The sequence below is a fragment of the Streptomyces sp. 142MFCol3.1 genome (assembly GCF_000424945.1).
GTDB lineage: Bacteria > Actinomycetota > Actinomycetes > Streptomycetales > Streptomycetaceae > Streptomyces > Streptomyces siamensis.
Genome location: NZ_AUKV01000021.1, coordinates 104,079 through 128,278, shown reverse-complemented (window position 1 = coordinate 128,278; position 24,200 = coordinate 104,079). Strand labels below are relative to the sequence as shown.

The following is a 24,200-nucleotide window of genomic DNA, read 5'->3' as shown; positions in this document are numbered from 1 at the left end:
CGCCGTCACCGGCGCGCCCCCTCCAACTGCGCCGGTGGCGGCCCCAACCCGGGTTACTGTGCACACTCTTGACTGGAAGAAACTTCCCGGATAATCGTGACTCCTCGGAAGTTTCCTTCACGAGGGAAGGGGCGCACGTGCGCGACTCCAGCACGGGAAGCACCGCAAGACCGAACGACCCGTACAGACCGTCGGAGCGGTCGGGACCGCCGAGACCGTCCCGGCGGACCGTTCTCGCCGCGACGGCGGGCGTCACCGGCGCCCTGGCCACCGGCACCACCGCGTCCGCCGCCCAGGCCGCCGGCACGACCGTCCCGGCGGACCGGCACGACGACAGGCAACTGCGCGCCCTGATCTCCCGTATGACGCTGGAGGAGAAGGTCGGGCAGGTCTTCGTCTCGCGGGTCTACGGCCACTCGGCCACCGCACCCGACCAGGCCGACATCGACGCCAACCTCAAGGAACTCGGCATCCGGACGGCCGCCGAGCTGATCGCCAAGTACCGCGTCGGCGGGATCATCTACTTCGCGTGGGCGCACAACACCCGTGATCCGCACCAGATCGCGGCGCTCTCCAACGGCCTCCAGAAGGCCTCGCTGGACCAGCCGGGCGGGCTGCCCCTCCTCGTGTCCACCGACCAGGAGCACGGGATAGTGGCACGCGTGGGCAAGCCCGCGACGCTGTTCCCGGGCGCGATGGCGCTGGGCGCGGGCGGATCGCGGTCCGACGCGCGCACGGTGGGCCGCATCGGCGGCGCCGAACTGCACGCCATCGGCATCCGCCAGGACTACTCCCCGGTCTCCGACGTGAACGTCAACCCGGCCAACCCGGTCATCGGCGTACGGTCCTTCGGCGCCGACCCGGACGCGGTGGCCGGCCTGGTGGCCGCCGAGGTGAAGGGGTACCAGAGCTCGGGCGTCGCGGCCACGGCCAAGCACTTCCCCGGCCACGGCGACACCGCGGTGGACAGCCACTTCGGCTTCCCGGTCATCACGCACAGCCGCGAGGTGTGGGAGACCCTGGACGCCGTGCCGTTCCGCGCGGCGATCCGGGCCGGCATCGACTCCATCATGACCGCGCACATCATGGTCCCGGCGCTCGATCCGGCGGGCGATCCCGCCACGCTCTCGCACCCCATCCTCACCGGCATCCTGCGTGAGGAACTCGGCTACGACGGCGTCGTGGTGACGGACGCGCTCGGCATGGAGGGCGTCCGGACGAAGTACGGCGACGACCGGGTGCCCGTCCTCGCGCTCAAGGCGGGTGTCGACCAGCTCCTCAACCCGCCCTCGATGGAGGTGGCCTGGAACGCGGTCCTGAACGCGGTGCGCGGCGGCGAGCTGACCGAGGCGCGCCTCGACGAGTCGATCCTGCGCATCCTGCGCCTGAAGTCGAAGCTGGGCCTGCTGTCCGACCCGTACGTCAGCGACGCCGGTGTCGACCGTGTGGTGGGCATCCCGGCGCACCTGAAGGAGGCCGACCGGATCGCCGAGCGCACCACCACCCTGCTGGTCAACAAGGAGGGGCTGCTGCCGCTGTCGCGCCGGCGCACTCCGAAGGTGCTGGTCGTGGGAGCGGACCCGGCTTCTCCGTCCCTGTCGGACGGGCCGCCCACCACGGTCCTCGCGGGCGCCCTCACCGAACTGGGCTTCACGGCGACGGCCCTGTCCACCGGCACCGCGCCCTCGTCGGCGACGATCGCCAAGGCGGTCGCGGCGGCGAAGGACGCGGACGCGGTGGTGGTCGGCACGTACAACGTGACGGCGGCCGGCAGTCAGAAGACGCTCGTCGACCAACTGGTCGCCACCGGCGTCCCGGTGATCGCCGTCGCGATCCGCAACCCGTACGACGTCGCCCAGCTCCCGGGCGTGGGCGCCTGTCTGGCCGCCTACTCCTGGACGGACGTCGAACTGCGCGCCGCCGCGCGGGTGATCGCCGGGCGCGTGCGTCCGCGGGGCGAACTGCCGGTGCCGGTCCAGCGGGCGGACGATCCGACGAAGGAGCTCTATCCGATCGGCTACGGATTGCGCTTCTAGGGCCACCGGGTCGGACACCCGCTGTCGTACACCCGGTCCATCCGTCGTACGACGGCTACGCCGCACCACCTGCGCCCCGCCCCCAACTGGCGCAAAGGCCCCCGCACGTCTGGCGTGTGCCCGCTGCCGCGGGCCACGCTGGACGGGGGTATCGGGGGGAAGCCATGCGAGGCAGCGGGGCGGGTCGGGGTTGCATCGGGGCGGTGTGCACGCTCGTGCTGACCCTGGCCGTGCTCTGCGGCTGCCAGCGCTGGACCGACTCCGGCTCCGCGCAGGACACGCCCGGCACGGCCGCGGCGTCGAAGCGGCCGTCGGGCCACGGGGCGGAGTTCCTCGCTCGCGACGAGTGCAGCTCCTTCGGCACGACCAGCTTCACCGAGGTGCCGTGCTCCAGCGAACGGGCGGCGGCTCGGGTGGTCGCCCGCTACGACGGCAAGGTGGCGGACGGGCCGTCCTGCCCCGCGACCACCGACTTCGTCCTGCACATCAGCGAGACGCGGCCCTCCTCCGACGAGGACGGCGACGGCGCGATCCCCCAGGGCTACGCCTGCATGCGCAAGCTCGAACCCCCGCACCCCGGCGACCCGGGCGGCGGCGGAGGTCCCCGCACCGTCGTCGGCGACTGCGTCTACGGCGCGGGCACCGGGCAGGTCCGCGAGACGGCCTGCGACGGCGAGGGCAAGAACCCCCCGGAGTACAAGGTCGTATCGGCGGTCACGACCCGGGCGAAGTGCCCGGCCTCCACGGAGCTGTACGTGCGGCTCGGCGGCGACAGGCCGGTGGGCTGCGCCCGCCCCGTGTAGCGGACGGGCCCAGCCCACGCGGCGCGGGTCACGGACGCAGGGCGGGCTCCCGCTCCACGTCACGCCGGTCCAGCTTCGCGTCGAACGCGGCCAGCGGCTTCGCGGCCGACGGGTCCGACCGGACCGTGCCGGAGGCCACGCCCGCCCATTCCAGGATGCGTGCGGTCGCGAGCGCCTTCTCGTCGGCCGCGAGACCGGCGACGTTGGCACCGTGGTTCAGGCCCGGTGCCGTGAAGACGTAGGAGTCGCGCGCGCCGGAACCGAGGCGGAAGCGCTCGGCTCCCCACGGGTCGTTCTGGCCGTAGACGAACAGCATGTGGTGGGCGTTGTGGCGGACCCAGGTGTCCACGTCACGCATCGCCGACGGCTGGAACTTCATCGGGATGGACCGCGGCACGAAGTTGCGCGGCGGCTGGTAGCCGTAACGGACGTACTTCTTCTCGATGTACGGGAAGTGGATCGTCGGCGCGCCGAGCTGGGTGCCCGCCTGGTAGTAGTACGGGGTGTACGGCTCCAGGCCCTGGTCGGTGTAGAACGAAAAGCCGGAGATCGTGTCGATGGAGTTCCAGATGTCGTCGTCGCCGGCGTGCGCGGCGTCCGCGGGGATCGCGTCGCAGTCGGACAGCAGGCTGTACTGCCAAAAGCCCCACACGTAGTCGAGCACGACCGCCTCGTACGCCCGGTCGAGGCCGCCGACGGTGGTGAACGTGTAGCCGTTGTCGGCGGCGTAGGCCGCGTACTTCTTCTCCAGCGGCTCCCGGCGCACCAGCGCCTCGCGCTGCACGGCGTTCAGCCTGTCCCGGCACTCCTTGGTGCCGACACCCGCGAAGAAGCGGTCGTAGGCGGAGTCCTCCTGGTTGACGACGTCGTTGGGTGCGACGTAGGCGACGACACCGTCCATGTCGCGCGGGTAGAACCGCTCGTAGTAGGTGGCGGTCATACCGCCCTTGGAGCCGCCCGTGGAGATCCACTTCTTGCCGTAGATCGGCTTCAGCGCCTGGAAGATGCGGTGCTGGTCGCTGGCCGCCTGCCAGATGTCGAGCTTGGACCAGTCGGCCGGGGCGGGACGGGACGGGGTGAAGAAGCGGTACTCCATGGAGACCTGGTTGCCGTCCACGATCTGGGTCGGCTCACGGCGGCTGGGCGTGGTGGAGACGTTGTAGCCGCCGGTGTAGAAGACCGTCGGGCGCGCGGTGTCCTTGTGCAGCACGGTGATCCGCTGCTGGAACGTGCCCTTGGACGGGTGCCGGTGGTCCACCGGCTGGGTGTAGTTGAGGACGAAGTACCGGTAGCCGGTGTAGGGCTTCTCCTGGATGAGGCTCATGCCCGGTATCGCGAGCAGTCTGTCCTTGATGTCCTCGCTGGTCGTGCCGCTGGTGCCGGTGGCCTCCGGCTGGGCGGCGGTGGCCGCCCCGGCCGTGCTCAGCGTGCCTATGAGCACTGTGAGCGCCAGCAGCCATCTGAGCGCCTTGCGCATACGCCCTCCCCTGGGATTACGCAGATGTCCGCCGGAACCTAGCGGAGCAACTCCCGTGACACCAGGGGTGCTTGCGCGAACGCGTCACCGACTCAGCACAGAATCCAGCCCGAGTTCACCGAGCCCGAGCCCACCGAGCCCTTGATCCGGACGCAGCGGTGGCCGGCGTGCACGGTCACCGGGCCCGCGTGGTGGGCGAAGTGGCCGGAGTCGACCACGGGCCGGTTGCCGCGCGCCTGCACGCTGACGGACATCGTCCTGCGGCCGCCCTGCGTCTTGGGGAAGGTGACGGCGCAGACGTAGCCGCCGCGCTTGTAGACCTGTACCGAACCGGTCGAGAAGGGCAGGGTGCGGACCTTGCGTCCGGCGCAGTAGGAGGTGGCGGCCTGCGCGCTGCCGGGGCTCGCCAGGGCGAACAGACCGGAGGCGGTCAGCACGGCCATACCGATCGCCAGTCGTCGGCGTATCGCACCACTGTCCACTGTCGTCCCTCCCGCAGCAATCAGCGTACTGGTGTACGGACGCACGACGTGCGGCGAATGGTTGCGTTCGCCCATGAGAGGTTTTTTCCGAGTTTGGGGCAACCGTGCCCGTTTACCCGAGGTCCAACTGGTCGGAAAACGAAAGGCGGTAATCCATGACCGGCATGAAGCCCTCTCGTACCACCACGCGCGCACTCGTCGCGGCGGCCCTCCTCGCCACGGCCGGCGCCTCCGTGCCCGCAGTCGCCAGTTCCACCGCTCCGCCACCGGCCCGCAGCGGCAGCAACGGCCCCGCCTACGACCGGGTGGCCGACTTCTACGGCGCCTACATCGACGCGGTGACCGACTCCGGATCCGGCCGCCTCGACAGCCAGTTGCGCGGCTTCTACCTGACCTCGGGCCTCCGCTCGCGCCTGGCCGGCTGGGAGAACCGCGAACACGCGGACGGCGTCCTGCGCGCCCAGGACGTGCCGCGCGCCTGGAAGGTCACGGCCGGGGACAGCGGCATGGGCCACACCTGGTCGACGGTCCGCCTGACCTGGGGGTCCGCCCAGCACCCGACGTACACCTATCTGACGGTGCGGTCCGACCTCGCCACGAAGAAGATCTCCGACATCAAGCCCAGGTCCTGACGCGGGCACACCGGGCGGCGGCGCACCCGCCGCCGCCGGGCCACCGGGGGCGTCAGGCGGTGGATCCCACGGGTTCCTCCGGCTCCGGCGCCCCCACGAACGTCCGCCACAACTCGGCGTAACGGCCGTCCTGCCGCAGCAGTTCGTCGTGCGTGCCGTCCTCGACGACCCGGCCGTGGTCCATCACGACGACCCGGTCCGCGCGGGCGGCGGTCGTCAGCCGGTGGGCGACGACCAGGGTGGTACGGCGCCCGGCGAGCCGGTCGGTGGCCTGGTTGACGAGGGCCTCGGTCGCCAGGTCCAGCGCGGCGGTGGCCTCGTCGAGCAGCAGGACGTCCGGATCCACCAGCTCGGCACGGGCCAGCGCGATCAGCTGGCGCTGCCCGGCGGACAGGTTGCGGCCACGCTCGGCGACCTCGTGCAGATAGCCGCCCTCCAGGGTGGCGATCATGTCGTGCGCACCCACCGCGCGGGCGGCGGCCTCCACCTCGGCGTCGGCGGCGTCCGGGCGGCCGTACGCGATGGCGTCGCGGACAGTGCCCTGGAAGAGGTACGCCTCCTGCGGGACCACCCCGAGCCGGTGACGGTACTCCGTGATGTCGAGGGCCCGCAGGTCGGTGCCGTCGACGGTGACCCGCCCGCCCGTCGGGTCGTAGAACCGCGCGACCAGCTTCACCAGCGTCGACTTGCCGGCGCCGGTCTCGCCGACGAAGGCGACGGTCTGCCCGGCGGGTATGCGCAGCGACACCCCGCTGAGGGCCTCCTCCGCGTCCTGGCCGTCGGCGGCGTTGTAGGCGAAGTCGACGTCCTGGAAGGCGATCTCGCCGCGCAGCGAGCGCACCTTCATCGGCGCGTCGGCGGCCTTCGTCGACGTCGGCTCCCGCAGCAGTTCCTGGATACGGCCGAGCGAGACGGTGGCCTGCTGGTAGCCGTCGAAGACCTGGGAGAGCTGCTGGACGGGCGCGAAGAACAGGTCGATGTAGAGGAGATAGGCGACCAGGGCTCCGGTCGTCAGTGTGCCCGCGTCCACCCGGCGGGCGCCCACGATCAGCACGGCCGCCGCCGCGACCGACGACAGCAGCTGCACGAACGGGAAGTACACGGATATCAGCCGCTGCCCGCGGATCCGCGCCTGGCGGTAGCTGTCGCTGCGCTCGGCGAACCGCCGCCCGCCGGAGCCCTCGCGCCGGAAGGCCTGGAGGATCAGCAGTCCGGACACCGACTCCTGGAGGTCGGCGTTGACCACCGACACGCGCTCGCGGGCGAGTTCGTACGCCTTCACGCTCGCCCGGCGGAAGAAGAACGTGGCGACGATCAGCGGCGGCAGCGTGACGAAGACGACCAGCGCCAGCTGCACGTCGATCACCAGCAGTACGCCCATGATGCCGAAGAAGGTGACGACCGAGACGAACGCGGTGACCAGGCCCGTCTGGAGGAACGTCGACAAGGCGTCGACGTCGGTCGTCATGCGGGTCATGATCCGGCCCGTCAGCTCCCGCTCGTAGTAGTCCAGTCCGAGACGCTGGAGCTGCGCGAAGATCTTCAGGCGCAGCGTGTACAGGACGCGCTCGCCGGTCCGTCCCGTCATCCGGGTCTCGCCGATCTGGGCCGCCCACTGGACGAGCACGGTGACCAGTCCGAGGCCGGCCGCCGCCCACACCGCGCCGAGGGCCATGCGGGTCACGCCCTCGTCGATGCCGTGCCGGATCAGCACGGGAAGCAACAGGCCCATGCCCGCGTCGACGGCGACGAGCCCGAGGCTCACCAGGAGGGGCGTCCCGAAGCCGCGCAGCAGCCGCCGCAGACCGTAGGAGTCCTCGGGGGTGACGGCGCGGGCCTCGTCGACGTGCGGGGCGTCCACGGCGGGCGGCAGGGCCTCCACCTGGGCGAGGAGCTCGGGGGTGGCGGGCATGCCGGTGAGCGCGTCGTCCTTGGGCTCCCGGTCGCCGGTCCACAGGTGCGGGGTGACGCCACGCTCGGCGTCGAACTCGGCGTCCAGCTCATCCCGTACGGAGGTGTCCTCCGGCGGGGCGGACGGCTGTTCGTGGCCCGGCGAGACCCCGCCGAGCTCGTCCGGGTCGGTGAGCAGCCGCCGGTAGAGCGGGGAGCGGTCCTGGAGCTCCTCGTGGGTGCCGATGTCGGCGAGGCGCCCGGCGTCGAGCACGGCGATGCGGTCGGCGAGGTTGAGGGTGGACCGCCGGTGCGCGATCAGCAGGGTCGTGCGGCCCTCCATGACGTGCTTCAGCGCCTCGTGGATCTCGTGCTCGACACGGGCGTCGACGGCGGACGTGGCGTCGTCGAGGACCAGCAGGCGGGGGTCGGTCAGGATGGCGCGGGCCAGCGCGACCCGCTGGCGCTGGCCGCCGGAGAGCGTGAGGCCGTGCTCGCCGACCTTCGTGTCGTACCCGTCGGGCAGCTCGGCTATGAACCGGTCGGCCTGGGCGGCACGCGCGGCCGTCTCGATCTCGTCCTGGGTGGCCTCGGGGCGGCCGTACGCGATGTTGGCGCGCACGGTGTCGGAGAAGAGGAAGGAGTCCTCGGGGACGAGCCCGATCGCGGCGCGCAGCGACTCGGTCGTCAGCTCGCGGACGTCGTGCCCGCCGATGAGGACGGCACCGTGCGTCACGTCGTAGAAGCGGGGCATGAGCAGCGACACCGTCGACTTGCCCGATCCCGAGGAGCCGACGACGGCGAGGGTCTCGCCCGGCCGGATCTCGAAGCTGAGCCCGTCGAGGACCGGCCGCCCCTTCTCGTAGCCGAAGGACACGTCGTCGAACTCGACGCTCGCGGGCGCGTCGGCGGGCAGCGTCTTGGTGCCCTCCTGGATGGACGGCCGGGTGTCGATCAGTTCCAGCACGCGCTCGGCACCGGCGCGGGCCTGCTGTCCGACGGTGAGCACGACGGCGAGCATCCGCACGGGTCCGACGAGCTGGGCGAGGTAGGAGGAGAACGCGACGAAGGTGCCGAGGGTGATCTGTCCGCGCACCGCGAGCCAGCCGCCCAGGGCCAGCATCGCGACCTGGCCGAGGGCCGGGACGGCCTGGAGCGCGGGGGTGTACTTGGCGTTCAGCCGTATGGTGCGCAGGCGCCCGGCGAAGAGCCGGCGCCCGACCTCGCGGAGCTTTCCGGTCTCCTGTTCCTCCTGTCCGAAGCCCTTCACCACGCGGACTCCGGTGACGGCGCCGTCGACGACGCCCGCGACGGCGGCGGCCTGTGCCTGCGCGTACCAGGTGGCGGGGTGCAGACGGGAGCGACTGCGCTTGGCGATGAACCAGAGGGCCGGGGCGACGGCGAGCGCGACCAGGGTCAGCGGCGGGGACAGCCAGGCCATGATCACGAGAGACATCACGAAGAGCAACAGGTTCCCGATGGTCATCGGGAGCATGAAGAGCAGGCCCTGGATCAGCTGGAGGTCGCTGGTGGCCCGCCCGACGACCTGGCCGGTGGACAGCTCGTCCTGACGCCGCCCGTCGAGCCGGGTGATCGTCTCGTACATCTCGGTCCGCAGGTCGTGCTGGACGTCGAGCGCGAGCCGTCCCCCGTAGAAGCGGCGGACGTAGGTGAGGCCGTAGACGAGGACTGCGGCGCCGATCAGCGCGCCGGCCCAGGGAGCCATGCCGCGGGTGTGGTCACCGACGACGTCGTCGATGATCACCTTGGTGATCAGCGGGACCAGCGCCAGGACCGCCATGCCCGCGAGCGAGGAGCCGAGCGCGAGCACAACGTCCTTCGGGTAGCGCCACGCGTACCCGGCGAGCCGCCGTGCCCATCCCCGCTGCGTCTCCACGCCGATGCCTTCCGTCCGTCCTGATCTGCCGGAAGGGCCAACGCCGAAACAACCGGATTTCATCCCTCCGCAACGATTCCGGTACGGAACGACGGTGGGAGTCACGCTCGGTGACGAAGTTCCGTGTGAGGTGACCTGCACGGTGCCGCGGCCGTCGTCGCCGGCCGGAGGCGGGAGGCCGCGCGGCCTCGGCCACGGTCCGTGACCGTGGTCCGCCTCGGTGTCGCCGTGGAGAGGGGTGGACCGGGCCGTTCGCTGCGCGCGACGACGCGGGAGGTCCACCCGGCCGGGCCTCGGAGCCGGCTGGCCGTGCTCCGGGGCCCGTGGGGCGGGTCAGCCGTTGGACGGGACCGCCGGGAACGCCTCCTGGGGCGTGCTGGTCGGCACGTACCGCTGGACGGTGGCGCTGCTCGTGGACGTCGTCGGGACCAGGTCCCTGTGGATGACCTTGGCGACGTTCTGGATGGTGGTGACGCCGTAGCTCATGGTGCTGTTGCCGTGGGTGAGCACCGTGATCATGTAGTCGTGGCCGCCGCCGTCGAAGGTGCCGACACTGTGCACCCGCCAGCCGTGCGTGGACCGCGACAGCCAGCCGTTCTTGACGTGCACGGCGACCGACGAGGGCGCACCGGCCGGCGTGCCCCAGCGCTGGGAGGAGATGACCTGGCCCATGAGCTTGAGGATGTACGCCCGGGAGTTGTCGCTCAGCACGGTGTTCTTGGCGGTGACGAGCTTGAGCAGCTTCTGCTCGTCCGTCACGGTGATCTGGGTCAGACCCCAGTAGCCGCCGGTACCCGGCTTGGTCTGGGTCATGGCCGCGGCCGCGAGGAAGCCCTTGATCTTCGTCATGCCGAGCTGATTCCACAGGCTCGTGGTCGCGTTGTTGTCCGACTTGGTGATCATGGCCTTGGCGAGGTCGGCCTCGCGCTGCGTGAGGTAGCGGTTGTGCTTCTTGGCGTCCCACAGCAGTGTGGCGAGGACGGTCACCTTGACGACGCTGGCGGAGTCGTAGGCCGTGCTCGAGCGCAGCGAGCACGTCGTCTTCGTGGTCCGGTCGTAGAGACCGACGGCGACGGTGCCCGAACGGCCCGCGAGCGCGGCGGTGATGTCCCTCTGCAGTTTGGCGGCCAGGCCCGCCTTGGCCGATGTGCAGCTGACTTGCGGTGTCGCGGCGGCGGCGGGTGCGGCGGACGCCACGAACGGCACGACCACCGCGGCACCGAGGCTCGCTGCGAGCACACGGGCACCCCGGGATATCCGGTGAGTCATGGAGGCTTCCCATCCCCTTGAACCGATACGAGGGCGCCTGAGGCGCGCTCGCCTCTGTTGACTCACGTTCCTGGCCGAAAGTTGTACGGACGTTCCCCGCGGGGTGGTTCGGGTCCGGCGCCCCCGGCCAAGCCGCCCGGCGGGGGCCGGACCACCCCGCCGCGCGGGCCCCGATCCAGCTCGCCGGGCGGGCCTGCCGTCGTGCTCCGGGACGAGGGCCGCCGGCACGCCAAAGGGCCTTCACGGCGGGCGACTTGCGAGGGTCCGACACACAACGGTCACCTCGCCTTCACCACCTGGTGCACATGTCCATGTCACGCTCCGGTTGCCCGCTCAATCAACCCGCGTAGATCGGACGGCCCCCACATGCCCGTGACGCACATGCACCGCTGGAAGACGCCGGCACTGGCCGTTTCGGCCCTGCTCGTCGGCCTCACGCTGCCCGCGGCGACCGCCGGCCCGGCGAGCGCGACGACGACCTCGTACGACAGCACGTACTACAAGAACGCCGTCGGCAAGTCGGGCGCGAGCCTCAAGTCCTCGCTGCACACCATCATCAGCAGCCAGAGCAAGATCTCGTACGCGGCGGTCTGGGACGCGCTGAAGGTCACCGACCAGGACCCGAACAACAGCAACAACGTGATCCTGCTCTACAGCGGCGTCTCGCGCGCCAAGTCCCTCAACGGCGGCGACACGGGCGACTGGAACCGCGAGCACGTGTGGGCCAAATCGCACGGCGACTTCGGCGAGGTGACCGGACCCGGCACCGACCTGCACCACCTGCGCCCCGCGGACGTCCAGGTCAACAGCATCCGCGGCAACAAGGACTTCGACGACGGCGGCAGCGCGGTCAGCGGCGGGGGCGGCAGCCTCACCGACTCCGACTCCTTCGAGCCGCGCGACGCGGACAAGGGCGACGTGGCCCGCATGATCCTCTACATGGCGGTCCGCTACGACGGGGGCGACGGCTTCGCCGACCTGGAGCCCAACGAGAAGGTCGGCAACGGCAGCGACCCGTACATCGGCAAGCTGTCCGTCCTCAAGCAGTGGAACGACGAGGACCCGCCGAGCGCCTTCGAGGAGAAGCGCAACCAGGTCATCTACGACACCTACCAGCACAACCGCAACCCGTTCATCGACCACCCGGAGTGGGTGGACGCGATCTGGTAGCACCACGACGGCGGTGGACTCCCCCTCCACGAGAGGAGTTCACCGCCGTCCGGCGTCCGGCGCGGCCGGTCAGTCCAGGTGGGTCGGCGCGAACATCCGCAGGACCGCGGGGAGCAGCACCACCGAGGGGCCGGACGTGGCCAGCGCCTGCGCCAGGTCCTCCTCCAGGGTCTCGGGGCTCGTGCGCACGCCCGGCACCCCGAAGGACTCGGCCAGGGCCACGTAGTCCGGGCGGGACAGCTCCGTCGCGGTCGGCCGGCCGAAGGCGTCCTTCATGTACTCGCGGAGGATGCCGTACCCGCCGTCGTCGACGATGAGCCAGGTGACGTTCAGGTCGTGCTGCCGGGCCGCGGCGAGCTCGGCGATCGAGTAGAGGGCGCCGCCGTCGCCGGAGACCGCGAGGACCGGGCGGGTGGGGTCGGCCACCGCGGCGCCGAGGGCCGCCGGGAAGCCGTAGCCGAGGCCGCCCGCGCCCTGGGCGGAGTGCATGGTGTTCGCGCCGCGCGCGTCGAACGCCGACCACGCCCAGTACGCCAGGATCGTCATGTCCCAGAACGACGGGGAGTCGTCCGGCAGGGCCCGGCGCACCGCCGCCAGCACCTGCTGCTCCAGGGTGAGTTCCTGGGAGCCGATGCGCTCGGCGACCTTGTCGAGGACCGTGCGCACCCGCTCGGCGGCCGTCGGGTCCGTGCGCTCCCCGACCGTCTCCAGCAGCGCCTGGAGGGCGAGGCGGGCATCGGCGTGGACACCGAGCGCGGGGTGGTTGGACTCCAGCTTGCCGAGGTCCGCCTCGATCTGGATCACCCGGCCGCGGGGCTTGAACGTGTGGTAGTTCGAGGAGAGTTCGCCGAGGCCGGAGCCCACGACCAGGAGGACGTCCGCGTCCTCCAGGAAGTCGGTGGTGTGACGGTCCTCCAGCCAGGACTGGAGGGAGAGGGGGTGCTCCCAGGGGAACGCGCCCTTGCCGCCGAAGGTCGTGACGACGGGGGCCTGGAGCCGCTCCGCCAGCTGGAGCAGCTTGCCCGCGGCGTCCGCGCGGACCACTCCCCCGCCCGCGATGATCGCCGGGCGGGCCGCCTTCGACAGCAGGTCGGCCGCCACCGCGGTCAGTTCGGGGCGCGGCGCCAGGTCCTCGGGGGTCGCGTCCACGGCGGTCACGACCGGCAGGTCCGTCCCGGCGAGGAGCACGTCCTGCGGGATCTCCACCCAGACCGGTCCGTGCGGAGCGGTCAGCGCCGACTTCCACGCCGCCGCGATCGCCGACGGGATCTGCGACTGCGTACGGACCGTGTGGACCGACTTCACGATGCCCCGGAACGACGCCTGCTGGTCGGGGAGTTCGTGCAGATAGCCGTGGCGTCCGCCGCCGAGACCCGTGGTGGGGATCTGGCTGCTGATCGCGAGGACGGGGGCGGAGGCCGCCGCCGCCTCCTGGAGCGCGGCCAGGGAGGTCAGCGCCCCCGGGCCGGTCGACAGCAGCAGCGGCGCCGCCTCGCCGGTGATCCGGCCGTAGGCGTCGGCCGCGAACCCCGCGTTGTTCTCGACGCGTAGACCGACGTACCGCAGCGAGGAACGGCTCAGCGCGTCGAACATGCCCAGCGCGTGCTGGCCGGGCAGTCCGAAGACGGTGGTCGCCCCGAGACCCGTGAGAGTCTCCACGACCAGGTCTCCGCCGTTGCGGCCGGCGGGCGGGTCGAGCGCGGCCTGCGTCTGTGCCGGCGTCGGGCGGAGTACCAGGTCGTGGTCGTGGGTCACTTGTTCCGGGCCTCGGCGATCTGGCGGGACATGATGGTGGTCAGCTCGTACGCCGTGTGGGACGCGGCCACGGCGGTGATCTCCGCGTGGTCGTAGGCCGGCGCGACCTCCACGACGTCGGCGGAGACCAGGTTGCAGGAGGACAGTCCGCGCAGGATCTCCAGCAGCTCGCGGGAGGTCATGCCGCCCGCCTCGGGGGTGCCGGTGCCCGGGGCGTGGGCCGGGTCGAGGCAGTCGATGTCGATGGAGATGTAGAGCGGGCGGTCGCCGATGCGCTGGCGGAGCTGGTCGGCGACCTCGTCCGCGCCGCGGCGGTAGATGTCGGCCGAGGTGACGATGCCGAAGCCCATCTTCTCGTCGTCGGTGAGGTCCTGCTTGCCGTACAGAGGGCCGCGGGTGCCGACGTGGGAGAGCGCCTCGGTGTCGAGGATGCCCTCCTCGACGGCACGGCGGAACGGGGTGCCGTGCGTGTACTCGGCGCCGAAGTACGTGTCCCAGGTGTCGAGGTGCGCGTCGAAGTGGAGCAGCGCGACCGGGCCGTGCTTCTTGGCGACCGAGCGCAGCAGGGGCAGCGCGATGGTGTGGTCGCCGCCCAGAGTCATCATGCGGGCGCCGGTGCCGAGGATCTCGTCCGCGGCGGCCTCGACGGTCTCCACGGCCTCGTTGATGTTGAACGGGTTCGCCGCGATGTCGCCGGCGTCGGCGACCTGCGCGAGGGCGAACGGGGAGGCGTCCTGCGCGGGGTTGTAGGGGCGCAGCAGCCGGGACGCCTCGCGGATCGCGTTGCCGCCGAAGCGGGCGCCCGGCCGGTACGAGACGCCGGAGTCGAACGGCACGCCGACCACGGCGACGTCGGCGGTGCCGACCTCGTCGAGGCGCGGCAGCCGGGCGAAGGTCGCGGGGCCCGCGTACCGCGGGATGCGGGACGAGTCGACGGGACCGCGGGGCGTCTCGTTGCTGCTCATGGTGAAGTGCCTTTCCTCTTACGCGTCATCGCGTATTTACAGCTATACGCAGCGCTGTACATGTATGCACGGCTATGTACTTCTTTGTACGGCTGCGAGGACTCTACTGGTGAACCGGGACCGGCTCGGACTGGGGTTCGGTGCCCCGGCCGGCCAGGCGCTCCCGCCAGGCGGCGAGGACGGCGGCCTCGGTCGGCTCGGTGGACAGGGAGGCCACCACGTAGGCGGCGAGCGAGGACAGCAGGCCGTAGTAGACGGGCTCGTTGGCGAGGATGCCGTAGGAGGCCATCAGGCCGATGACCGCGAGGCCGCCGACGACGACGGAGGCCAGCGCGCCGGCCGCGGTGCCGCGCTTCCACAGCAGGCCGCCGAGGATCGGCACGAGCAGGCCGCCGACGAGCAGGTTGTAGGCGACGGTCAGCGCCTCGACGACGTTGTTGAGCGCGATGGCCGTGCAGATCACCGCGACACCCATGACGAGGATGAAGACGCGGTTGCCCTTGACCTCGTCGTGCTCCTCGCCGTCCCGCCGCACGACACCGCGCAGCCGCGACCAGATGTCGTTGTTGGCGACGGTGGCGCAGGCGATGAGGGCGCCGGAGGAGGTGGACATGACGGCCGCGAGGGCGGCGGCCAGCACCAGTCCGCGCACACCGACGGGGAGTTCGTCCTTGACGATGGTCGCGAAGGCGGTGTCGGCGCTGGGCAGCTTGGGGTACATCACCTTGGCGGCGGTGCCGATGACGGCGCCGGCGAGGGCGTAGACCAGGCAGTAGGTGCCCGCGACGGTGCCACCCCACTTGGCCGTCTTGTCACTGCGCGCGGTGAACACGCGCTGCCAGATGTCCTGCCCGATCAGCATGCCGAAGGTGTATATGAGCACGTAGGTGAAGATCGTCTCGCCGCCGATGCCCAGCGGGTCGAAGTACTCGGTGGGCAGCTTGGCCTTCATCTCGCTGAAGCCGCCGGCCTTGACCACCGCGATGGGCAGCAGGAGCAGCAGCACACCGATCGTCTTCACGACGAACTGCACCATGTCGGTGAGGGTGATCGACCACATACCGCCGAGCGTCGAGTAGGCCACGACGATGGAGCCGCCGAGCACGATGGCGAGCGTGCGGTTCATGTCGAACAGGACGTCGAAGATCGTGGCGTACGCGATGGTCGAGGTGACCGCGAGCATGAGGGTGTACGCCCACATGACGACGCCGGAGATCACACCGGCCCGGCCGCCGTAGCGCAGGTCGAGCATCTCGGAGACGGTGTAGACCTTCAGCCGGGCGATGCGGGCCGAGAAGAAGATCGACAGGGCGAGCAGGCCGAGCCCGATGGTGAACACCATCCAGGCGCCGGAGAGCCCGTACTGGTAGCCGAGGCCGACGCCGCCGATGGTGGACGCGCCGCCGAGGACGATGGCGGCCATGGTGCCGGAGTACATGGCCGGACCCAGCCGTCGTCCCGCCACGAGGAACTCGCTCTTGGACTTGGCGCGGCGCATGCCCCACCAGCCCATCGCAAGCATGCCGGCCAGGTAGACGACGATCACTGTGTAGTCGACGGCCATGCTGGGCCCTCCTTCGCGCACTCTCGGTGGCGTGTCGTGCAGACGGTTGGGGGACGCGGCCGGGAACAACGCCCCGGCCGGGAGACCGACAGCGGATCGCGGGGACATACGCCCGTACCCGCGGCTGCCGACGGCACTGACCCTAGGTGGCCGAAAAGCGACTCTGAAGTGTACGTTTCATCCACTGTTCCTGAACCGGATGGAGGAAACGTCCACCATGCCGGACCCGTCTGCCCCCTTCGCGCCTCCCACCCCGCCCACCCCACCGGTGCCGCTGAGCGCGCTGACGGCCCGGGAGGACCTCGGCCTGCGCCAGATCGCCGGACCGGTGGACGAGGGCACGGTGATCCACTGGGCGCACACGTCGGAGATGGCGGACCCCTATCCGTACCTGCTCGGCGGCGAGCTGCTGCTGACCGCCGGGGTGCACGTCCCGGAGGCGGCGGGCCCGGACGGGGGTCCTCCCCGACCGGGCGGGGCCGGCAGCCTGGAGGAGTACTTCGACGCCTACGTCTCCCGGATCGTGGCGGCGGGCGGGGCGGCACTGGGGTTCGGGCTGGCACCGGTGCACGACACCGTGCCGCGCGCGCTGGTCGCCGCCTGCGACACCCACGGGCTTCCCCTGCTGGAGGTCCCGCCCCAGACCACCTTCTCCGGGGTGGCGCGCGCCGTCTGGCAGCTGATGGCCCAGGCCCGCATGGCGGAGCTGCGGCGCACCGCGGAGGCCCAGCAGAGCCTCGCCGCCGCCGCGGCGCGGCCGGACCCGGTGCCCGCCGTGCTGCGGCAGCTCGCCCAGCGCGTGAGCGGCTGGGCCGTGCTGTACGGACCGGACGGGGCGGTACTGGCCGCCGCCGGCCGGGCGGCCCCGGCCGCGGAGTCCCCCACCGCGAGGGCGCTCGCGGAGCTCGCCGGCGTCGTGCGGCCCGAAGAGGGCAAGGGCCCCGGCCCCACCTCCGCCGCCGACACCGCGGGCGGTCTCCACCTGTCCGCCTACGCCCTCGGCGCCGGGCGGGGCTTCGTGCTCGGCGTCGGCGCACCGCACCGGGAGCCGGGGGACCACACCATCGCCTCCGTGGCGGCCGTGCTGCTCTCGCTGCTCACCGGGGAGCACCAGAGCGGCAGCGGCGCGGCGCGCACGGCGGCGCTCGTCCGCCTGCTGCTCGGAGCCGCGCCGAAGGACGTGGCCCCGCTCCTCGGCGGCGACCGCTGGGTCGTCGTGCACGCGCGGCCCGCCGCCGACGGACCGGCGCCGGACGCCGTCGCCGCGTCCGCGCTCGCGGCCGCGCTGGGCTCCGCGCTGGTCGACACCTGCGGTGACGTCGTCCGCGTCCTCGTCCCCGGTGGCCGCGTGCCCGCGGAGCAGGCGGGCTGGACGTGCGGGGTCAGCGCGCCCGTCGCCCCGCAGGAGTGGCCGACCGCCGACACCCAGGCCGCCCGCGCCCTGGCCCGAGCCCGCGCGACGCGCACCACGCTGGTCCGGCACGGCGAGCATTCGGTGCTGGCCGACCTCGTCCCCCCTGCGGACGCCGAGGCCCACACCCGCACCCTGCTCGCCCCCGTCGCCGGCACCCCCGCGCTCACCGAGACCCTCCGCACCTGGCTCTCCCTGCACGGCAGTTGGGACCGCACGGCGGTGGCCCTGTCGGTGCACCGCAACACGGTCCGCCAACGCATCGCCCGGTGCGCCGCGTTGCTGGTGGCGGATCTCGACGATCCGGATGTGCGGATGGAGTTGTGGTTCGCCCTGCGGCAGGACTGACACCTCCGGGCGGTTCGTCCCGGCGCGTCGGCAGGGCCGCAGGTCCGCGGGCCGGCACGGGCACATCAGTGCCCGTCGGCCGCCGAGTGACCCGTGTCCCAGCGGTCGGGACGGCCGCCCCCGGGACCGGGCGCACCGGCACAATGGGAGGCATGCCGATACCCGGGACCCCCAGCCGCGCCGAGCTCGTCGACCACCTCGTACAGACCCGCATCGCGGGTGACGTCGCCACGCCCCGCGAGAACAACCTCTCCCACTACCGCAAGCTCGCGAACGGCGACCGGAACTTCTGGCTCGGCCTGGAGCTCGGCGACCGGTGGACCGACGAGCAGGACGTCCTCGCGGTGATGGCGGAGCGCTGCGGAGTGAGTGACGACCCCGAGTACCGGTACGGGCAGGACACCATCGACCCCGAGCTGACGGTGGACGCCCTGGAGCGGGCCGCGGGCCGGTTGCGCAAGGCCGCCGACGGCGAGCAGCGGGTGCTGTTCGCGACCGGGCACCCGGGGGGTCTGCTCGACGTGCACCGCGCGACCGCCGCGGCCCTGCGTGCCGCCGGCTGCGAGATCGTCGTCATCCCGGACGGTCTGCAGACCGACGAGGGTTATGTCTTCCAGTTCGCGGACGTCGCCGTCCTGGAGCACGGCGCCACCCTCTGGCACACCCACTCCGGCGAGCCGATGCGGGCGATCCTCACCGGTCTGGAGCGCGAGGGCCGTCCGCTGCCCGACCTGGTCGTCGCGGACCACGGGTGGGCGGGCTGCGCAGGCCAGCTCGGCCTGGACTCCATCGGGTACGCCGACTGCAACGATCCCGCGCTGTTCCTCGCCGAGGCCGAAGGGACGCTCCAGGTGACGATCCCCCTGGACGACCACGTCAAGAGCCCTCGGTACTACGACCCCATGACGGCCTATCTGCTGGCCGAGGCGGGCCTTGCGTAGCCCGGTCCACGGCCCCTGGGCCGTGGACCGGCGCGATGTGCGACTCCGCTGACGGAGTCGCACATCGTCCTATTCGGTGCGGTCGGGATCAGTGGCCGCCGCCACCGCCGCCACCGCCGTGACCACCGCCGCCACCGCCGCCGTGGCCGCCGCCACCGCCGCCGTGACCACCGCCACCGCCGCCGTGCCCGCCGCCGCCGTAACCGCCGCCACCGTGGTCGCCGCCGTAACCGCCGCCACCGTGGTCGCCGCCGTAGCCGCCACCACCGTGGTCGCCGCCATAGCCGCCGCCGTAGCCGTTGTCGTCATCGTCGTCGTTGTAGCCGTAGCCGTAGCCGTTGTCGTCGTCGTCGTTCCAGGAACTGCTGTAACTGGAGTTGTGGTTCGAGCTCGCCGAAGCGGTGCCCGCCGTGCCGATCGCGGCACCCCCGGCCATCAGCAGACCGGCAGCCGACATCACGAAGACGCGCCTGGCGCGTTGTGATCGCATGGGAAAATACCTCTCCATCGTCTCTCGCGGCTCCCAGAAGGACGGACGCGAGGCGGATGGCCCCGCCGCAGAAGAAGGTGCGACGCGGTCTTTGGGCTTACCGCGGCATTCTGAGAAGCCCGGCCCTCCCGCCGACGTCTCCGGAGCCCCTGCGCCAGGTTGCGCGAGTGGCCGGTTCAACGCGGTTCCCGTGCTTACGGAACCTCATCGGACGGTATGCCGTGTGTCGCGGCATTTCACCCACAAAGCCTAATCCCGCACTCGCCACACGTCATCTCGAGAGCAACTCAGGCATCATGCGCCCCGGTCGGCCCGCCATTGCCGGGGCCCGGTGTGGGGTCGAGACACACCCGGCTCACCACGGGAAACGCCGCCCGCGGACGCTCTTCGGCCCGCTCGCGGGCCCATCGACCCGGGCGGCGGTGGACACGGCCACCGACGGCATCGCGCTGGAAGCGCTGATGAAGCCGGCGACCGCCTCGGCGAGCGCGATACCGAGACCGGCGACGGCGGCGACGGTCACCGTGAAGGTGCTCTCGCCGCCGCCGTCGCCGCGCTGCGCCCCAGCCTCTTCGGCCATGCCTCAGTCCGACCGCGGGATGCGGACCACACCCTCCTGGATCACCGAGATCGCCAGTCGGCCGTCCTGGGTGTAGATACGGGCCTGGCCCAGGCCCCGGCCGCCCGACGCGGACGGGGACTCCTGGTCGTACAGCAGCCATTCGTCGGCGCGGAACGGGCGGTGGAACCACATCGCGTGGTCCAGGGAGGCTCCGACGACGTCACCGACCGCCCAGCCGCCGCGCCCGTGCGCGAGCAGGATGGAGTCGAGGAGCGTCATGTCGGAGACGTAGGTGGCGAGGACGACGTGCAGCAGCGGTTCGTCGATGGCCCCGTCGAGCTTGCCGTTGGTGCGGAACCACACCTGGGAGCGCGGCTCGCGGATCTCGCCGACGGTGCCGTACGGCGGTGCGTCGACGTAGCGCAGGTCGACGGACTCGCGCGCCTCCAGCAGGCGCTCGGCGATGACCGGGTCCGCGAACACGTCCGCGTACCGCGGCAGCAGTTCGGCGCCCGTCGGCAGGGTCTCCGGGTCGGGCGCGGACGGCATCGGGGCCTGGTGTTCCATGCCCTCCTCGTACGTCTGGAACGACGCGGAGAGGTGGAAGATCGGCTGGCCGTGCTGGACGGCGACGACGCGCCGGGTGGTGAAGGAGCGGCCGTCGCGGATGCGGTCCACCGAGTACACGATGGGCGCGCCGGGGTCCCCCGCACGCAGGAAGTACGCGTGCAGGGAGTGCGCGTGCCGGTCCTCGGGGACCGTGCGCCCGGCGGCGACCAGTGCCTGCGCCGCCACCTGTCCCCCGAAGACCCGGGGGACGACGGCGGAGCGGGACCGGCCGCGGAAGATGTCCTGCTCGATCCGCTCCAGGTCGAGCAGATCGAGCAGGGACTGAAGTGCCTGACTCATGTCGTCAGTTGTATCGTGAACTTTTTTCGCGTGCCTTACAGACCCATGTCCTTGGCGATGATCGTCTTCATGATCTCGCTGGTGCCGCCGTAGATGCGGTTGACGCGGTTGTCCGCGTACAGGCGGGCGATCGGGTATTCGTTCATGAAGCCGTAGCCGCCGTGCAGCTGGAGGCAGCGGTCGATGACACGGTGCGCGACCTCGGTGCAGAACAGCTTCGCACTGGCGGCCTCGGCCGGGGTCAGCTCACCCGCGTCGAGGGCCTCCAGGGCACGGTCGGCGACGGCCTCGGCGGCGTCCACCTCGGCCTGGCAGGCGGCCAGCTCGAACTTGGTGTTCTGGAAGGACGCGACGGTCTTGCCGAAGACGGTGCGGTCCTGGACGTACTCCTTGGCGAACCGGACGGCCGCCTTGGCCTGCGCGTACGCGCCGAAGGCGATGCCCCAGCGCTCGGACGCCAGATTGTGGCCGAGGTAGTAGAAGCCCTTGTTCTCCTCGCCGAGGAGGTCCTCGACCGGCACCTTGACGTCGACGAACGCGAGCTCGGCGGTGTCGGAGGTCTTCAGGCCGAGCTTGTCGAGCTTGCGGCCCACGGAGTAGCCCTCGGCCTTGGTGTCCACGGCGAAGAGGGATATGCCGAAGCGGCGGTCCTCGGCGGTGGGCGCGGAGGTACGGGCGCAGACGATCACGCGGTCGGCGTGGACGCCGCCGGTGATGAAGGTCTTGGCGCCGTTGAGGACGTAGTGCGTGCCGTCCTCGGAGAGCTTGGCGGTGGTCTTCATGCCCGCGAGGTCGGAGCCGGTGCCCGGCTCGGTCATCGCGAGGGCCCACATCTCCTCGCCGGAGACGAACTTCGGCAGGAAGCGCTTCTTCTGCTCGTCGGTGGCGAGCATCTTGATGTACGGCAGTCCGAGCAGCACGTGCACGCCGGAGCCGCCGAACTGGACACCGGCGCGGGCGGTCTCCTCGTACATCACGGCTTCGAACTTGTACGAGTCGATGCCGGCGCCGCCGAACTCCTCGTCGACGCGGATGCCGAAGACACCGAGCTCCGCGAGCTTGTAGTAGAAGTCGCGCGGCGCCTGGCCCGCGGCGAACCACTCGTCGTAGACGGGAACGACCTCGGCCTCGATGAAGGCCCGCAGGGTCTCCCGGAACGCCTCGTGATCCTCGTTGAACACCGTACGGCGCACTGCCGCCACCTCCACCGGATGCATGTCTAAGCGCTTGCTCAGATTTCAGGTTACCGGTGGGTCGCAAGCGCCGTCCAGAGTCATCCCCCCGAGACGCTCGTCACGCCCCGGCGGCAGCGAAGGCACCGCGGGCCATGCGGTGCAGCAGCTCCGCGGTCCCCGCGCGGCCCGGCAGGGCACCCGGCCGGCCCAGGTGCGGCGTGGAGTTCAGCAGGCCGAAGACCGAGTGCACGGCCGACCGCGCGCTGGGCTCCGAAAGCGCCGGATACACCTCGCGGACCACCTCCACCCACAGCTCCACGTACTGCCGCTGGAGCTGCCGCACGAGCTTGCGGTCACTGTCCCGGAGGCGGTCCAGCTCCCGGTCGTGCAGGGTGATCAAGGGACGGTCGTCGAGCGCGAAGTCGATGTGCCCCTCGATGAGCGAGTCGAGGACCGCCTCGGCATCCCCGTCCGCCTCCGCCACACGGCGCTTGCCGCCCGTGAGCAGCTGACCGCTGATGCCCACCAGCAGCTCGGCGAGCATCGCGTCCTTGCCGGGGAAGTGGCGGTAGAGACCGGGGCCGCTGATACCGACGGCCGCTCCTATCTCGTCCACGCCGACGCCGTGGAAGCCCCGCTCGGCGAAGAGCCGGGCGGCCTCCTTGAGGATCTGCTCGCGGCGGGTGGGGGCGTCGGTTCTGGTGGCCATGGAACCAATTCTAGACAGGGAGGTTAGCGGTCGTTAACCTGAAGGAAATGCGTTAACGCTCATTAACTGGTCGACCACTGGTGAGGGGACCGCAGGATGCACGAGGCACCGGAGCTGACGAGCGCGGCCGATCCCGCGTCGGAGGCCTGGCAGGCCAATGAGGAGGCGCACCGCGCGCTGGGCGAGGAGCTGCGCCGAAAGCTGGCCGCGGCCCGGCTGGGCGGCGGCGAGCGGGCCCGCGAGCGGCACACCGCGCGCGGAAAGCTGCTCCCGCGCGACCGCGTGGACACCCTCCTCGACCCCGGGTCGCCCTTCCTCGAACTGGCCCCGCTCGCCGCCGACGGGCTGTACGACGGGCAGGCACCGGCCGCGGGCGTGATCGCCGGCATCGGCAGGGTCAGCGGACGCGAGTGCGTGATCGTGGCCAACGACGCGACCGTCAAGGGCGGCACGTACTACCCGATGACGGTGAAGAAGCATCTGCGCGCCCAGGAGGTGGCTCTCGAGAACCGCCTGCCGTGCATCTACCTCGTGGACTCCGGAGGCGCCTTCCTGCCCATGCAGGACGAGGTCTTCCCCGACCGCGAGCACTTCGGGCGGATCTTCTACAACCAGGCCCGGATGTCCGGCGCCGGGATCCCGCAGATCGCGGCCGTCCTCGGCTCCTGCACGGCGGGCGGCGCCTATGTGCCCGCGATGAGCGACGAGGCCGTGATCGTGCGCAATCAGGGCACGATCTTCCTCGGCGGGCCTCCCCTGGTGAAGGCCGCCACCGGCGAGGTCGTCACCGCGGAGGAGCTGGGCGGCGGCGAGGTCCACTCGCGCGTGTCGGGCGTCACCGACCACCTGGCGGAGGACGACGCACACGCCCTGCGCATCGTCCGGAACATCGCGGCGACCCTGCCGGCGCGCGGCCCGATGCCCTGGTCCGTGGAGCCCTCGGCCGAGCCCAAGGTCGACCCGTACGGGCTGTACGGCGCGGTGCCGGTCGACTCCCGCACCCCGTACGACGTGCGCGAGGTCATCGCGCGCGTGGTCGACGGCTCGCGCTTCGCCGAGTTCAAGGCGGAGTTCGGGCAGACCCTGGTCACCGGCTTCGCCCGGATCCACGGACACCCGGTCGGCATCGTCGCGAACAACGGCATCCTGTTCTCCGAGTCCGCCCAGAAGGGCGCCCACTTCATCGAGCTGTGCGACCAGCGCGGCATCCCCCTGGTGTTCCTGCAGAACATCTCCGGGTTCATGGTGGGCCGCCAGTACGAGGCGGGGGGCATCGCAAAGCACGGCGCCAAGATGGTGACGGCGGTGGCCTGCACCCGCGTCCCGAAGCTCACCGTCGTGATCGGCGGCTCGTACGGCGCGGGCAACTACTCGATGTGCGGCCGGGCCTACTCACCGCGCTTCCTGTGGATGTGGCCCAACGCCAAGATCTCCGTGATGGGCGGCGAGCAGGCCGCTTCGGTCCTCGCGACCGTCAAGCGCGACCAGCTGGAGGGGCGGGGCGAGTCCTGGCCCGTCGAGGACGAGGAGTCCTTCAAGGCCCCGATCCGCGCCCAGTACGAACACCAGGGGAACGCCTACTACGCGACGGCCCGGCTCTGGGACGACGGCGTGATCGACCCGACGGAGACCCGGCAGGTGCTGGGACTCGCCTTGACCGCCTGCGCCAACGCGCCCCTGGGTGACCCCCAGTTCGGCGTATTCCGGATGTGAGG

General features: G+C 71.4%; 18 protein-coding genes and 1 pseudogene. 7 read left to right on the top strand and 12 right to left on the bottom strand.

Translation table 11 applies throughout. The annotated features are described in order from the left end of the window. Positions 1-137 precede the first annotated feature (137 nt). Both H305_RS0128970 and H305_RS0128965 read left to right on the top strand, forming a co-directional pair. Positions 138-2,036 carry a glycoside hydrolase family 3 protein gene (locus tag H305_RS0128970; protein WP_028803538.1) on the top strand — a complete coding sequence of 633 codons (1,899 nt, stop codon included), beginning with the start codon at positions 138-140 and terminating at the stop codon, positions 2,034-2,036. A gap of 203 nt (positions 2,037-2,239) precedes the next feature. Then, the gene (locus H305_RS0128965) at positions 2,240-2,839 is read left to right on the top strand and encodes a hypothetical protein (RefSeq protein WP_037765662.1); all 600 of its coding nucleotides are present in this window, start codon (positions 2,240-2,242) and stop codon (positions 2,837-2,839) included. A gap of 28 nt (positions 2,840-2,867) precedes the next feature. On the opposite strand, the gene H305_RS0128960 is transcribed toward H305_RS0128965, so the two are convergent. Together H305_RS0128960 and H305_RS0128955 are read right to left on the bottom strand one after the other, a co-directional pair. Continuing rightward, complete coding sequence (locus H305_RS0128960; protein WP_028803536.1) at positions 2,868-4,316, bottom strand: S28 family serine protease; 1,449 nt, start codon at positions 4,314-4,316, stop codon at positions 2,868-2,870. A gap of 92 nt (positions 4,317-4,408) precedes the next feature. Beyond that, entirely contained in the window at positions 4,409-4,798 is a 390-nt protein-coding gene (locus H305_RS0128955) for a hypothetical protein (protein WP_028803535.1), read from the bottom strand. Positions 4,799-4,953: 155 nt separating this feature from the next. On the opposite strand from H305_RS0128955, the gene H305_RS0128950 reads away from it, so the two are divergent. Then, positions 4,954-5,430, top strand: a complete 477-nt coding sequence (locus H305_RS0128950; RefSeq protein WP_028803534.1) for a hypothetical protein — start codon at positions 4,954-4,956, stop codon at positions 5,428-5,430. 52 nt (positions 5,431-5,482) lie between these two features. Here the strand turns inward: H305_RS0128950 and H305_RS0128945 are convergent, their stop codons facing one another. Then, entirely contained in the window at positions 5,483-9,217 is a 3,735-nt protein-coding gene (locus H305_RS0128945) for an ABC transporter ATP-binding protein (RefSeq protein ID WP_037765660.1), read from the bottom strand. Positions 9,218-9,550: 333 nt separating this feature from the next. Next, the gene (locus tag H305_RS0128940) at positions 9,551-10,486 is read right to left on the bottom strand and encodes a serine hydrolase (RefSeq protein ID WP_028803532.1); all 936 of its coding nucleotides are present in this window, start codon (positions 10,484-10,486) and stop codon (positions 9,551-9,553) included. A gap of 366 nt (positions 10,487-10,852) precedes the next feature. Between H305_RS0128940 and H305_RS0128935 the strand changes: the two genes are divergently transcribed. After that, the gene (locus H305_RS0128935; protein WP_028803531.1) at positions 10,853-11,656 is read left to right on the top strand and encodes an endonuclease I family protein; all 804 of its coding nucleotides are present in this window, start codon (positions 10,853-10,855) and stop codon (positions 11,654-11,656) included. Between the two features lie 69 nt (positions 11,657-11,725). On the opposite strand, the gene H305_RS0128930 is transcribed toward H305_RS0128935, so the two are convergent. From H305_RS0128930 to H305_RS0128920, 3 genes are all read right to left on the bottom strand, one after another. Continuing rightward, entirely contained in the window at positions 11,726-13,411 is a 1,686-nt protein-coding gene (locus H305_RS0128930) for a thiamine pyrophosphate-binding protein (RefSeq protein WP_028803530.1), read from the bottom strand. After that, positions 13,408-14,376: an agmatinase gene (speB, locus tag H305_RS0128925; protein ID WP_028803529.1), complete on the bottom strand. Its 969-nt coding sequence runs from the start codon at positions 14,374-14,376 to the stop codon at positions 13,408-13,410. The genes H305_RS0128930 and speB overlap by 4 nt, the downstream gene beginning before the upstream one ends. A gap of 103 nt (positions 14,377-14,479) precedes the next feature. Then, entirely contained in the window at positions 14,480-15,940 is a 1,461-nt protein-coding gene (locus tag H305_RS0128920) for a sodium:solute symporter (RefSeq protein ID WP_028803528.1), read from the bottom strand. Positions 15,941-16,157: 217 nt separating this feature from the next. Between H305_RS0128920 and H305_RS0128915 the strand changes: the two genes are divergently transcribed. Further along, positions 16,158-17,699 carry a PucR family transcriptional regulator gene (locus H305_RS0128915; protein ID WP_028803527.1) on the top strand — a complete coding sequence of 514 codons (1,542 nt, stop codon included), beginning with the start codon at positions 16,158-16,160 and terminating at the stop codon, positions 17,697-17,699. Between the two features lie 152 nt (positions 17,700-17,851). Then, positions 17,852-18,640 (top strand): phosphatase, encoded by a 789-nt coding sequence (locus H305_RS0128910; RefSeq protein ID WP_028803526.1) that lies wholly within the window; start codon positions 17,852-17,854, stop codon positions 18,638-18,640. A gap of 88 nt (positions 18,641-18,728) precedes the next feature. On the opposite strand, the gene H305_RS54125 is transcribed toward H305_RS0128910, so the two are convergent. From H305_RS54125 to H305_RS0128885, 5 genes and pseudogenes are all read right to left on the bottom strand, one after another. After that, positions 18,729-19,130, bottom strand: a complete 402-nt coding sequence (locus H305_RS54125; protein WP_051371036.1) for a hypothetical protein — start codon at positions 19,128-19,130, stop codon at positions 18,729-18,731. A 415-nt stretch (positions 19,131-19,545) separates the two neighbouring features. Continuing rightward, positions 19,546-19,710: pseudogene (locus tag H305_RS0128900) on the bottom strand (cation transporter); the annotation flags it as partial. Positions 19,711-19,713: 3 nt separating this feature from the next. Next, positions 19,714-20,601: an acyl-CoA thioesterase gene (locus tag H305_RS0128895; RefSeq protein WP_028803524.1), complete on the bottom strand. Its 888-nt coding sequence runs from the start codon at positions 20,599-20,601 to the stop codon at positions 19,714-19,716. 35 nt (positions 20,602-20,636) lie between these two features. Then, positions 20,637-21,794, bottom strand: coding sequence for an acyl-CoA dehydrogenase family protein (locus tag H305_RS0128890; RefSeq protein WP_028803523.1), 1,158 nt, complete (start codon positions 21,792-21,794; stop codon positions 20,637-20,639). Positions 21,795-21,894: 100 nt separating this feature from the next. Further along, complete coding sequence (locus tag H305_RS0128885; RefSeq protein WP_028803522.1) at positions 21,895-22,485, bottom strand: TetR/AcrR family transcriptional regulator; 591 nt, start codon at positions 22,483-22,485, stop codon at positions 21,895-21,897. A 96-nt stretch (positions 22,486-22,581) separates the two neighbouring features. On the opposite strand from H305_RS0128885, the gene H305_RS0128880 reads away from it, so the two are divergent. Then, complete coding sequence (locus H305_RS0128880) at positions 22,582-24,198, top strand: carboxyl transferase domain-containing protein (RefSeq protein WP_028803521.1); 1,617 nt, start codon at positions 22,582-22,584, stop codon at positions 24,196-24,198. Positions 24,199-24,200 lie beyond the last annotated feature (2 nt).